Raw genomic sequence first — 12,621 nt, 5'->3', positions numbered from 1 at the left:
AGCTGTTTTTTTGTGGCTGTCAAAGGAACCGGATTTTCGGATCGCTTTCTGCTTTGTACGTAAATTCAAGCTCGACTGTTTTACCAGCACCTATCCTCACATGGAATTCAAGGGTATGCGAATCCATTACCTCATAATCGTGGCTCGAAGATTCCATCTCCCAAAAGGGATCGCCGACAATATGCTCGACCAGGACGCCCACATTTTCCGGCTTGCTGTTTTTGATTTGATACTCAAAAGTCACATATTCATGTCCGTCCCCTTTTTTGCGGCTCCTCTCACGGGCTTTATTGGTCAGGTTATAGGCTTCACCGATTTTCACAAAAAGCTTTTCTTTTGCCGGGGTATGGCCGATCCTGGCTTCGCCAATAAACTCCATGTTGCCATCCGGACTACGTTCATATAACTTCATAATCCCTTTCGGAAGCGGGATGTTCAAAGCATCTTCGACGGCATCACCGAATTGCAGGTACACCGCCGCATTTCCACCGCTGTCCTCTATTCTGTAGATTCTCTGGAAAGCGATGGGTTGAGGCTGCAGGAATTGAATCTGTTTGGTTTGCCCATTCGCAATGGAAACCGGGTTGCCGATCTTATAGACAGCTGCATCAGAAAACCCATATTCTTCGGTATGTCTTCCCATTGCTTCGCTTCTGAATAATTCATTTTCCACTGCTGCCAAATTATTTCCCGCTCTTTTTACGATGCCGGCCACTGCTTTTAAGCTGCAGTTTTCGAAATCCGCACCAGCATGATTTTCAATATTCATCCAGCCAACAATGAGAATTTTTCCTTCATGCAGCTCGGCTGTATAAGATGCCTCCCAAGTGATGCCTGCAGTCAGATAAAACAGATCAAAACCGGATGCTGAATTTCCGGGTTCGATGCGGCAGGAGATGGTTGGGTGTATCAGCATTTCTTGTTCAGCCGGAGGCAGAACAAGGTCTCCTGTAGGATTGATGACGATTTCACCGGTGCTTTTCTTTTCGCCGATAAGGTCAGGGCTTACAGCCACCAGACGGATTATCATTTCCTCTCCGAATTCCATGTTTCTGACAGTAATCAGCCGGCCGATATGATTCTGCAGCAATTGTTCCTTATTGGTCCGCCCGCTTTCAAAAGTTTGTTCGAGTACAGGGAGCCCTTTGATATAGACAGAGTCCGCTTCGACTTTTGCAGGCAGATCCCCTATCATCAATTGATCGATTTCTTTTTCCGCCTTTATGTCGCGGACTTCCTTTACAGATGCAAACCCGCTATTGTAAATCGTCAATTCAAGGGATTTCCTGGTAGCTTTGCCCGATTGGAACTTCATCTTCACCCTCCTCTTCAGCGATTGAAGTAGTTCTTCAAATACTCCACTGTTTGCTGCCGGCATTCTTCCGTCAGCGGTGACCTGTCGGCGTGTATAAAATCTCCATAAAGCAGGTTGCCGAGAAAACGGACTTCTTTCCGGTATAACTTGTTTTGTTTTGCATCAAACACTTCCAAATCTACATAGACCGATTCGCCCTGTTCTGTGAAATCGATTATTCCAACCCGATTTTCCATAATAGCCTCCCGAAGAAATACCCTGCACGTTTTTAAAACCGCTTTACACTTCCCTACACAGGAATTTTAACATTTTCAAAATTACTTTCCACCTATTTCTGATTATTCCAATTTTTATTTTATACAAAAAGGCCGGCGAAAGGAGGTTTGCCTCCAGTTCGCCGGCCTAAAATCCAGTATTTCACATTACCGTCCTGCCAATATCGATGGAAAATAGTGTTGCAAAGTTAAAAACCCGTCCCTTCACTGACCAGCAGTTCCGGAAAGTCAGCCTCAATTATTTCAGTCAGCTGATATTCCTGCAGAATTTCCAGGATTTCTTCTTCGTCCACTTTGATATACTCATCACATGTTTCGGTATCCGGCTCTTTAAACTTCAGAATGTATTTTCTGCGGCCATTCTTTGCAATTACAAAGACATCCATCGGTGCGTAATTTCTGATCATTGGAAAATCCTGATGTTCCACGACGGAAGCTGCATCCATCTTGTCCAAATGCGTATAAAGAAATGCTTCAGATCTTTTCTGTTCCGCAGATATAAAGCCCATTTTCGCATGGTGCCTGTTGATGAAGCGTTCGGACAATTGCTGGTGAAACGTAATCGTCTCCCATTCCACTTTACTGCGATACTTTTCGATAAACAGTTCGGACAAGACCTGGTGACGGGTTACCGCAATCCAGTCGACACGCTGCGGATGCCGATCGATCAGCGACATCGGCAGTCGCTGGCAGGTGGATAACGAAACCCATGCTAATTTATCGCTATGCCTTTCGATGAATATCGGTGAAAGCCCCTTGGAATTTAATAATTCCGTTTTGCGGGAGACAATTTCCCAGTATTGCCTGGCATTAAAAGGGCTCGCCTCATTGTCCCATGTTTTTTGCTGCCTTTTACTCAATTGTCCCCGTGAGGGCACCCATTTGCCTGCATCCGCAAACTCTTCGATAAAGGCCTCGGACACTTTTTGCGTACGGATAACTTCATCCCAATACAGGCGTCCGCTGAATTCCCGGATAAAGCTCTCCGACAATTGCTGATGACCGGAAACAAGATACCAGTTTACAAGAGCTTCATTGTCCCGGATAAAGGTTTCCGACAGCAGTTCCGTTTCACATAATGTATTCCACGAGACCGAACGCTTGTCTTTAATCGCTCTCGCTTCCATCAATTCTTTTATATTATCAAACATTGCGTCCACACTCTTTTCCAATAATATTCGGGCTCTCCCATGTTCCGGCGACAGACTGCTTATTATGACGAAAACCCGCAGTACCGGCATAGACCGACATGCGGGAAGTAAAGTCTCACTGATCTTTTCTAATGGTGGTCTGATTTTTTATATTCTATTCTGCCCGTTTTGGAGGCATGTCAGAATTTTTCTTGTTGACCCCGTCGGAGTGCTGCAAACTTTTAATCGCCTTGATCATCTGCAATATTTGCACTCCTTTTATGTTAACTCTCTTATTCCCCAATGAAAAGGACTAAAACAGAAATACGCTGTTTTTATCATTAAATTGACTGGCCATTTTTTGATATAAAGCTGTAAAATCAGAAATACGCTGTTTTCTTATATATGGAACGATGACCGGCTTCCGTGCCGGACTCGAATTCAAGCACTTACCTATGGGAGCTGGAAAAAGAAAATAATGAATACCCAGTTAAATTTAACAAAAGAATTATACTTTACAGACCGCTTCGCCGCTGGAGCAGCTTCGCGGAATTTCGGCTCCTATAGACCTTAAATCACCTTATATAAAACAGCCCACCGGCCAATGGTCCGGTGGGCTGTTTTTGTAATTCCTTCTATTAGGAGGAAAGTAACAATCTACTTTTTCCTTTGCACAATTGCCACAGTGCACCTTGATACACAAATGAGCTGCTCTTGTTCATCGATAATCTTGATATCCCATACCATAGTTGTGCGCCCTCTATGCAAAGGAGTGCCGATCGCGGTGACGATGCCATCGCGTTTTCCTCTAATGTGGTTGGCATTAATTTCAAGTCCGACCGCAATTTCGTTCTCCTGATCGATCAGATGCCAGGTGCCGACACTCGCCACCGTTTCTGCCAGAACGACGGAGGCACCGCCGTGCAGCTGGCCGAATGGCTGGTGGGTTGCGGAATTGACCGGCATTGTCGCTGTCACCCGTTGTTCCGTGATATCGCCCATTTCAATCCCCAGGACTCCGGCAATCGTTTCTTCTGCGGGTTTCATTTGCATTGTTGTTCCCCTTCTTTCCAAAATTCATTCTCTTGATGCAATAATGGCAAACATTGAAACTTTTGGCAATACGTTTTTAAAAGACAGGGGATGATTTATTCAGACCCGACCCCCTTTCTTTCAAACCTCTTTTTCAACTTTGTAATCAAAATGTAATATTAAATCATATTGCCTATTCTTTTTGTTACAGATAGAATAGAGAGTACTAAAATTCGTAAGTATCCTGTACTGATTAACTATAAAAAATTACCATATATGAGGAGAGAAACTATGAATAAAATTGCCTTTTCCGTAATTGCATCAGGCTCCCTGGCCCTTTTCATCGGCGTCGCAGATGCAGAAGCAAGTGCTATATACACGATCAAATCCGGTGACAGCTTATGGAAAATTGCAAGCCAGCATAATGTCTCCGTCACCAACTTAAAAACCTGGAACAATCTTTCATCAGATGCCATTTACCCGAACCAAGTCATCAAAGTTGCCGCTTCAGCAACAGGCAGTACCGTAACCGTTCCGGCGCCTGCTCCAGCAGCACCGGCTCCTTCACAACCGGCCAGCAGCACCACGGCTACATACACAGTAAAATCCGGCGATACATTATCCAAAATTGCCTCCTTACATAAAACGACCGTCAGCAAAATCCAGAGCCTCAATAACATTTCCGGGCACCTGATCTTCCCTGGACAGAAACTGAAAGTGAGCGCAGCTGCTGCCACGCCAACAGTTTCGGCACCGAATCCACCGGCTGCAGCAACACCGGCTCCAGCGCCGGCACAAACGGCCGGAACAGCAAGAACCTATCAGGTTGTCAGTGGCGATACTTTAACGGGAATTGCCTACCGCAACGGCATTTCCGTCACTCAATTGATGAACTGGAACGGCCTTTCTTCCAGTATGATCCGCATCGGCCAAATTCTTAAAATCGAAAATTCCACAGCAGCCCCATCACAAACGACACCTGTGTCAAATCCGGCTCCGCCAGCAGCCACAGATACAGTCGGCAAACTTGTGGAAACGGCAAAATCGCTTGTCGGAACGCCATATGTCTGGGGCGGGTCAACTGGCAGTGGCTTCGACTGCAGCGGCTTCATCTATTATGTATATAACCAGGCGGGCATCAAAATTCCGCGCACCAATACTACGGGCTATGATGCACGTTCATACGATGTGAACTCGCCGCAAGTCGGCGACCTGGTGTTTTTTGAAAACACCTACCGCCCCGGAATTTCCCATATGGGCATTTATATCGGCAATAACCAATTCATCCACGCAGGCGGCGACCAGGTTCAAATTACCAGCTTGAGCAACTCCTACTGGAGCAAGCATTACGCCGGCTTCAAACGTTTATACGCAATGGACTGACAATAAAATTCAGCCCGCTCTCCCGAGAATTGGGGAGAGCGGGTTTTTCTTTGTTTCCTTACATGATGGGAAGTTGGGCATAAATTAAAAAAGGGTGCAGGCGCCATGCCCGCGTCCTCTTTCCTGTTTTATTCGCCGCTCAATTCTTGCGTAATGGCTTCGGCCAAATCTTTGCCGTTTTGGATGCAGGCACCGATGCCGACTCCATAATAGGATGCGCCGGCCAATCTGGCATTCGGCAAAAGTTCCGCCAGTTTGCGTTCCAAGCCTTCAACAGCGGATTTATGATTCATATTGTAATTCGGCATATTGCCGTTCCAGCCGGTGACTTCCACTGATGTCGGCGCCGCTTCCAGCTTGAGGCTCTTGCGTATATCTTCCAAAGCCACTGCTGCGAGTTGCTGTTCTGTCATGGCTTTCAACTCTTCAAAGCCAGGGTTCGAACTCTTGTAAAACAGGCGGACCAACAAATTACCCCTCTTGGAAGTATAATCCCATTTGCGGCTGGTCCATGTGCAGGCGTTGCACCGGAGATCGGTGTTCTCAGAGACGATGAATCCAGTTCCATCCTCCGGCAATTCTGTGTCCGGAACATCAAATCCCAGGTAAATGCTGATGAGCGACGAATTATGCAACTGCTTGAATTCCGGCTCGAGTTCTTTCAGGCCCAGTACCTGCTGCGCCAGATCATGCGGAGCCGTTATGACGACATAGTCGGCCTCGAGATTGCTGCCATCCGCCAGCCGGAGTGTCATTCCTTCCTCATTCCTTTGAATGCTTGAGACCTCCATGCCTTTGAGAATTTTTGAATCCCCCAGACTTTCTTCCAGCCTGTCTATCAAAACGGCCATGCCTTCATCAAATGAAAGGAACTTTCGATTGGCCGCTCCCTGAAATTTCGCTTTATTGGCTTCAAGGCCTTTGATGATGCTGCCGTAGTCGTTTTTATAATCGATCAGGTACGGCAGTGTCGAGGCCAACGTCAGCTCGTGCAGTTTCCCGGAATAGACGCCGGACAACACCGGCGCGATTTGCTTTTCGACCAATTCCTTGCCCAAAAAACTTTCAAGAAATTCCCCGATCGAACTGTCCCGCGTGAAATGTTCATTTTTCGTTTCAAAATCCTTCATGGCTTCCTGCTTGCCCTGTTCGGAGATCAAAGTCGAACTGAACAGCGCATGTTCGTCCATCGGGATGCCGAAAATCGTATCCGCCGGAATCGGGTGCAATCCGCTGTCTGTGTAAAGGTAAGAGATGCCTGTGCCGTTATAGACTACACGGTCCTCGAGTCCAAGCTCTTCCACCAGGGGCCAAACACTGCCATGTCTTACTACAATTGAATCAGCACCTGTTTCCATGATGAACTCATCTTTTTTCACGGTACGTATTTTGCCCCCGAGCTCCGGATCCTTTTCAATCAGGACCAATTCCAGATCCAGGTTCTTTTGCTGATCCAGTTTTTGAAAATAATGCATCGCGGATAGCCCCGTAATCCCCCCACCGATAATCGCCACTTTTTTCATGCCAACCACACTCCTTACTGATGATTCCATTTTATCAATAAACCCGTCCCACTGCAGTCGGTTTTGTTTGTATTTTACGTGAACTGTAAGCAGTGCAGCAATGCGAATATGCCTCTTCCATGGATGCCTACTCTTAAACGTGATAATATAGTAATAAAGTAACGTCAAAATTATTTCGAAAATGAAGGAGAGTTACAGATGACCAATCCAATTGATCAAACGATTATGAATAGACGCTCCATCACCAATTTCAAGCTGGATCCCGTCGACACTGACGAGATCATCGAGCTGCTCAATATCGCGAAATGGGCACCGAACCATCATGTAAACGAGCCTTGGCGCTTTCTTCTCTTTGTAGAAGCCGGCAAAGAGAAATTCGTCCAGGCCTTCCTTGATTGCGCCTCGAAAGTAAACGGCGCACCATCCCCCGCCGCACTCAATAAAGCGGAATACTTCCGGGACATCCCCCTGCATCTGGTGGCTGTTATTTCGGAAGATCCGCGCCAGAAACAGCGCGATGAAGATATGGGAGCCGTTTCATCACTGCTCCAAAACTTCCAACTGGCTGCCTGGGAGCGCGGCATCGGCATGATCTGGCGCTCCAATGATTGGATCTACAACCCGGTCTTCCGGGAAGCGCTCGGTGTCCAGCCTGGAGAGAAAATCGTCGCCACCATGATGATCGGCTATCCGCAGACGGTACCGCAAAAACGTGACCGCACAGATATCCGCGAGAAATTGACCATCATCAAAGAATAATGGTTATTCGAGAGACTCTGATTTCAGAGTCTCTTTTCTGTGGCGAAAATCCTTATGGAGCATTAAAAAAAGACGGCCCAATGCTGGCGCCATCCCCCTCTTTATTGCAGCACAGACATTGCACCGACCGCTCCCGAATATTCCCCGTTCTCCAGAAACAGCGGCGTTGCACCGCGGAGAACCGTGTAGCTTTCCACAACTTCCTTCAACAGCGGGTTTTCGAAAAAGGAAGAGCCGATGTAGATGATGGTGGAGCTTTCGCAATGTTTTGCCGCATGCACACTGATGGTGCTGACGGTTTCACCCACCAGGCCGATGACCGCTGCCAGCAACTCTTCCTTCGACAATTGATCCGCCACTTCGAAGATTCTGTTGCCAAAATTGCTGGCCGTCAATTCGCCGGAAATCGGCGGAACTTTGCCTTCATAGATCTGTTTGACTTTCAGGTCGATCCGGTCCCGTGAGCCACGGCGGGCCAACAAAACCATTTCTTCATAATCCACCACACCGGTCAATAAGCGGCTGAGACCGACGAGGGTGCCTCCACCGATTCCTGTACCGCCGACGCGTTCCTGTTTGTTATGTTCAATGCAATGAATGGACGTGCCCGTTCCGACATTGGTCAGAAGATACGCATCATCCTTGCGGTTCATGCGTTGCAGCAGGAACTGGACACCCAAATGCGTCGCTTCAAATTCCACCATTTCTTTTGCGCCGTTATCCAACAGGGAAAGCAGAACGCCCGCCCTGCCTCCTGTAATACAAATTTCGCCGTCAGCCAGCCCGTTCACCCAGGCAGCCACCCGGTCCATTTCAGCTATCGGATACTTCGTGAACTGAAGTACTCCATTTTCGGTATACGCCACTTTTACAAGCGTACCTCCCGCATCTATTCCGACAATCATTATTGCACCTGCACTTTCCGCATTTCATCCCGCAAAACGTCAGTTTTTAATGTAAGCATATGGTGAAATTCTACCACAATAATGAAAGCAATGGGTACCTCTTTGCCTCTGTACCGAGGGCAATGCCGCTTATCAGCATGCAAAGGAGCTGACCCTTTTGGATCAGCTCCTTTGTATGACTTGCATTCGCTGGTTGAACAATGTCGGATAGGACATAAAGCCGAGCATTACGCTCGTCACTGCTGCTGTCGTTAACAGCAGGAACATGATCAGCAGTTGGAATTGAACAGCCTGGATCGGGTCCGCCCCCGCAATGATCTGCCCGCTCATCATGCCCGGCAATTGCACCAGTCCGACCGTTTTCTGGCTTTCAATGGTTGGAATCATGCTGGCCTTTATGGAATTGATCAATTGACGGTGGATCGCCTGTTTCGGCGTCCCCCCGAGCGACAGGATCAGTTCGGTTTCATCCTGATGCGATTCGACTTCCGCCGTAAAACGGTTGAGGAACAGAATGGACAGCACCATCGAATTTCCGATGACCATGCCACTGATGGGGATGATATACTGTGCCGTCGGAGGAGTGATATTCAAGCCGATCAGGATTCCCTGGGTCAGCACTTCCACAAACACAAATGTGGCTGCCAGCTTCCAGGTGATTCCCTGGATCGACGCCCCTTTGTTTCTGGCATTATGCGTTGCGGCGACAATCATCAATGTCACCATCAGGAAAATATAAAGCAGGCTCTCCGAATCAAAAACGAATTTTAATATGAACCCGACCAGCAGAAGCTGGATGATGGAACGAATTGTTGCGATGATGGTGTCGCGTTCCAGACCCAGATTCAATGTCTTGGACAGGACAAGCGGAATCACGACAAAAATCAGCGTGATCGATAATGTTAAATACGTCATTCCGCTCCCCCCTGAACAAATGATTTCACACGGTCATTGACCGGTGCACGCAACAGGCCGCTTTCACCGGTTTCCACGACTTCGCCGTCCATCATGACCCACGTATAGTCGCCTATGTCGAGTGCCTGTTGGAGGTTGTGGGTGATCCAAATAATGGTCGTGCCGAATTTCCGGTTGATCAATGCGATCAATTCTTCCACTTCTTTCAGCGAAGTCCGGGCCAGTGACGAGGTGATTTCATCGAGCAGCAGGATTTCCGGTTTATTGACAAGCGTCCGGGCAATGGAGACCTTTTGGCGTTGCCCACCGGAGAGGTCTGTAATTTTGCGTTCCAGAAATTTCGCTTCCAGCCCCACATCCTGAAGCAGGCTTTCCGCCTCTTCTTTCCCGAGTTTGTCTCCACTCAATTCCATTGGCAATGCCAGGTTTTCATAAACAGTGCCCCCGATCATCGGTGCGCTCTGCAAAGCCATGCCGACCTTCCTGCGAAGCTCGACCGGTTCAAAATCACTGATCTTTTTTCCTTTGATAAAAATCTCCCCCTTTTGGGGAGACAACAAGCCATTGCACAATTTCAATAACGTCGTTTTGCCGGCACCGGACGGACCGACCAATGTCGTGATTTTTCCTTCCGGAAAAGAACCGGTGATGCTCCGGAGTATTTGATTGTCTTCTATTGAATAGCTCACGTCGTTAAAATGGATGGCCGGTTTATAATCCATCGTCACACTTCGTCCTCCCTTCAAAAGAAAAACAGCACACAGTCAGCAGTGTGCTGTTTTATCCTCACTCTTATTCCAGTTTTCGGGATGCAAATTCATCGTCCATTTTCAGGAAGTATTCGCCGCCCTCTTCAATGCCTCTTACACGCGTAATAATATCGCGGAATGTTTTTTCTTCTTCCATCTGCTCTTCAATAAACCAGTCAAGGAAAGACAGAGTGGCGTGTTCCTGCAGCTCATCCGCCAAAGTCACCAGTGCGTAAATATTGCTGGTCACGTCTTTTTCCTGCGCCAATGAACTTTCAAGAACATCAATTGCGCTGACAAAATGATTTTTCGGTTCAGACAGGCTTTGCAGCGCCGGTTTTTCATCCATTGCCGTTAAATAATGGTAGAACTTCATCGCATGAAAATGCTCTTCCCGCGATTGGACCAAATAGAAATTGGCGAATCCGTGATATCCTTTTTTCGAAAAATACGCTGCCATTGCCGTATAGGCATGAGCCGCCTGTAATTCATTGTTAAACTGGTCGTTCAGTGCGTTTGTTAATTTTTCTGGTAACATCATTAATTCCTCCCTTTTCTAAATTATAATTATTCTAATGTGGATAATATAACACAACGAACAGCCAATGCAAAGCAATTGAGAATAAATGTTTTAATTGAGAACGATAATCAATTATAATAGTAAAAGAACCATTTTTTATCGATAATAATTATCGATTAGAGAAATCATTTCATTTATCGAGTACCGTTTACTTATTTTTAGTAACTGAATGTAGTACGATAATTTTATTACAGTATTTATGGGGGAATTGGAATGTCACAAATGAAGCTGGAACCGCAAGTATTTGCGATTTTAAAAGATAAAATCAAGATGATCCAATTACAGGAAGGCGCCATTTATCTGGTCGGTCCAATCCGCCTTCCCGTCAATCTGGAGGGCGATACGATTGTTTTCAACTGGTATTGCTGGCTGAACCTTGATGAAGTAACGGAAGATTACGAGAGCATCATAGAAAAATTATCTTCCTCGAACCTGGCTGAATATCAGCAATCAAGTGTATTGGTCTATGGAGATTTTCAAAACTCTGAAGACGCGTTGATCCGCATGCATTCCATCTGCCACACCGGAGACATTTTCGGCAGCAAAAGATGCGATTGCGGTTTCCAATTAAAACAATCCATGAAGCGCATCGCACAGCACGGCAGCGGGGCTTTGTTCTACCTGGCAAATCATGAAGGGCGTGGAATCGGCCTGTTCAGTAAAGCCATGGCGTATGTGCTTCAGGAAAATGGCTATGACACGGTTGAAGCCAACGAAAGCCTCGGGTATATGGACGATTCGAGAAACTACGATGATGCCATAGCTGTGCTGCGCTCGTTGCGTACGAAACCTGTGACGTTGATGACGAACAACCCCAAGAAAGTGGACGCCATTGAAAAAGCCGGATTGGCGATTGCCGAGCGGACTTCTCTCTGGGGGGATGAATCCGAATACAATTCTTCTTATCTGGATACGAAAGTAAAACGCTCCGGCCACATTAAAGGGGAGGACAGTATCCATGCCAAGTCATGAATTTTACATGGACCTGGCGCTGAGCAATGCCCGTTCCATGAAAGGCCAAACGGACCCGAACCCGCTCGTCGGTTCGGTCATCGTCAACGATAACCGTATTGTCGGCGTCGGCGCCCATTTAAAAGCCGGCGAACCCCACGCAGAAATCCATGCCTTACGGATGGCTGGCGAAGCGGCGCGCGGCGGCACGATCTACGTCACATTGGAGCCCTGCTCCCATTTCGGGCGGACGGGCCCGTGTGCCCAGGCCATCATTGATGCAGGCCTAAAAGAAGTGATAATAGCCGCACTCGACCCGAATCCGCTGGTTTCCGGCAACGGCGTGAAAATGCTGGAAGACGCCGGAATCAATGTGGTTTCGGGCATCAGGGAAAGCGATTCTCTCAAGATGAACGAAGTATTCAACAAATTCATCACGGCGAAGCGGCCGTTTGTCACATTAAAAGCCGCATCGACGCTTGATGGCAAAATCGCTACTCGTACGCTCGACAGCAAATGGATCACATCCGAAGGCGCGCGCCGGGACGTCCATGAAATGCGCAGTGAGAATATGGCAATTCTCGTAGGTGTAGGCACAGTCATTGAAGATGATCCCGCGCTGACTGCCCGTGTCCCAAACGGCCGCAATCCGATTCGGGTGATCCTCGATTCTTCCCTGCGGCTGCCTGCGAAAGCCAAAGTGATTAACGACGGGGCGGCAGAGACCTGGATTTTCACCAGCCGGACATACGACCGAGCAAAAGGAGTTCAGCTGGTAAATGCAGGAATACGCATCTTCGTGACTTCAGGCGAAACCCGCACCGATGTCAACGATCTGCTGCGGATCTTGGGTGAAAACGGCGTCTCTTCCCTCTTTATCGAAGGGGGGGGCACCGTCAATTCAGCTTTTCTTGAAAACGGCCTGATTGATAAAGTCGTGCTGTACTTCGCTCCGAAACTGGTTGGCGGAAAAGATGCGCCGACTTTTCTTGAAGGCAACGGGTTCGCGCTAATGAAAGATGCCGTCGAACTGACCGATGGTGAATTCACAAAAATCGGCAAAGACTTCAAATTTACCGGTTATCCTGAAAAGTGAGGAATCAA

At 47.5% G+C, this 12,621-nt stretch carries 13 protein-coding genes; 4 read left to right on the top strand and 9 right to left on the bottom strand.

The window, feature by feature from the left end:
• Positions 1–19: 19 nt before the first annotated feature.
• The 4 genes from DIJ65_RS04880 to DIJ65_RS04865 all read right to left on the bottom strand — a co-directional run bounded on the left by DIJ65_RS04880 (position 20) and on the right by DIJ65_RS04865 (position 3,773).
• Complete coding sequence (locus DIJ65_RS04880) at positions 20–1,315, bottom strand: DUF4139 domain-containing protein (protein ID WP_117301672.1); 1,296 nt, start codon at positions 1,313–1,315, stop codon at positions 20–22.
• Between the two features lie 14 nt (positions 1,316–1,329).
• Complete coding sequence (locus DIJ65_RS04875) at positions 1,330–1,551, bottom strand: hypothetical protein (RefSeq protein WP_117301673.1); 222 nt, start codon at positions 1,549–1,551, stop codon at positions 1,330–1,332.
• Positions 1,552–1,778: 227 nt separating this feature from the next.
• Complete coding sequence (locus DIJ65_RS04870; protein WP_071152375.1) at positions 1,779–2,741, bottom strand: hypothetical protein; 963 nt, start codon at positions 2,739–2,741, stop codon at positions 1,779–1,781.
• A gap of 636 nt (positions 2,742–3,377) precedes the next feature.
• Positions 3,378–3,773: a hotdog fold thioesterase gene (locus DIJ65_RS04865; RefSeq protein ID WP_071152374.1), complete on the bottom strand. Its 396-nt coding sequence runs from the start codon at positions 3,771–3,773 to the stop codon at positions 3,378–3,380.
• A gap of 270 nt (positions 3,774–4,043) precedes the next feature.
• On the opposite strand from DIJ65_RS04865, the gene DIJ65_RS04860 reads away from it, so the two are divergent.
• A complete protein-coding gene (locus DIJ65_RS04860; protein ID WP_071152373.1) occupies positions 4,044–5,135 on the top strand; it encodes a C40 family peptidase in 1,092 nt (363 codons plus the stop codon).
• Positions 5,136–5,263: 128 nt separating this feature from the next.
• On the opposite strand, the gene DIJ65_RS04855 is transcribed toward DIJ65_RS04860, so the two are convergent.
• Entirely contained in the window at positions 5,264–6,658 is a 1,395-nt protein-coding gene (locus tag DIJ65_RS04855) for a protoporphyrinogen oxidase (RefSeq protein ID WP_117301675.1), read from the bottom strand.
• 198 nt (positions 6,659–6,856) lie between these two features.
• Between DIJ65_RS04855 and DIJ65_RS04850 the strand changes: the two genes are divergently transcribed.
• Positions 6,857–7,417, top strand: coding sequence for a nitroreductase family protein (locus tag DIJ65_RS04850; protein WP_117301677.1), 561 nt, complete (start codon positions 6,857–6,859; stop codon positions 7,415–7,417).
• A gap of 101 nt (positions 7,418–7,518) precedes the next feature.
• Here DIJ65_RS04850 and coaW read toward each other — a convergent pair whose 3' ends face one another.
• The 4 genes from coaW to DIJ65_RS04830 all read right to left on the bottom strand — a co-directional run bounded on the left by coaW (position 7,519) and on the right by DIJ65_RS04830 (position 10,524).
• Positions 7,519–8,322 carry a type II pantothenate kinase gene (gene coaW / locus DIJ65_RS04845; protein ID WP_117301679.1) on the bottom strand — a complete coding sequence of 268 codons (804 nt, stop codon included), beginning with the start codon at positions 8,320–8,322 and terminating at the stop codon, positions 7,519–7,521.
• 162 nt (positions 8,323–8,484) lie between these two features.
• Positions 8,485–9,237 carry an ABC transporter permease gene (locus tag DIJ65_RS04840; protein ID WP_117301680.1) on the bottom strand — a complete coding sequence of 251 codons (753 nt, stop codon included), beginning with the start codon at positions 9,235–9,237 and terminating at the stop codon, positions 8,485–8,487.
• Positions 9,234–9,965 (bottom strand): ABC transporter ATP-binding protein, encoded by a 732-nt coding sequence (locus DIJ65_RS04835; RefSeq protein ID WP_117301682.1) that lies wholly within the window; start codon positions 9,963–9,965, stop codon positions 9,234–9,236. The genes DIJ65_RS04840 and DIJ65_RS04835 overlap by 4 nt, the downstream gene beginning before the upstream one ends.
• Positions 9,966–10,029: 64 nt before the next feature.
• Positions 10,030–10,524, bottom strand: coding sequence for a ferritin (locus DIJ65_RS04830; protein ID WP_117301683.1), 495 nt, complete (start codon positions 10,522–10,524; stop codon positions 10,030–10,032).
• A 255-nt stretch (positions 10,525–10,779) separates the two neighbouring features.
• Between DIJ65_RS04830 and DIJ65_RS04825 the strand changes: the two genes are divergently transcribed.
• Positions 10,780–11,538 (top strand): GTP cyclohydrolase II, encoded by a 759-nt coding sequence (locus DIJ65_RS04825; protein ID WP_117301685.1) that lies wholly within the window; start codon positions 10,780–10,782, stop codon positions 11,536–11,538.
• Positions 11,525–12,613 (top strand): bifunctional diaminohydroxyphosphoribosylaminopyrimidine deaminase/5-amino-6-(5-phosphoribosylamino)uracil reductase RibD, encoded by a 1,089-nt coding sequence (gene ribD / locus DIJ65_RS04820; protein ID WP_117301687.1) that lies wholly within the window; start codon positions 11,525–11,527, stop codon positions 12,611–12,613. Before DIJ65_RS04825 ends, ribD begins: the two co-directional genes overlap by 14 nt.
• The last annotated feature ends 8 nt before the right edge of the window (positions 12,614–12,621 follow it).

It is taken from the genome of Planococcus salinarum (assembly GCF_007004625.1).
In the GTDB taxonomy this organism is placed as follows: domain Bacteria; phylum Bacillota; class Bacilli; order Bacillales_A; family Planococcaceae; genus Planococcus; species Planococcus salinarum.
The sequence above is the reverse complement of the archived record's forward strand: the minus strand, read 5'-3'. Positions and strand labels throughout refer to the sequence as shown.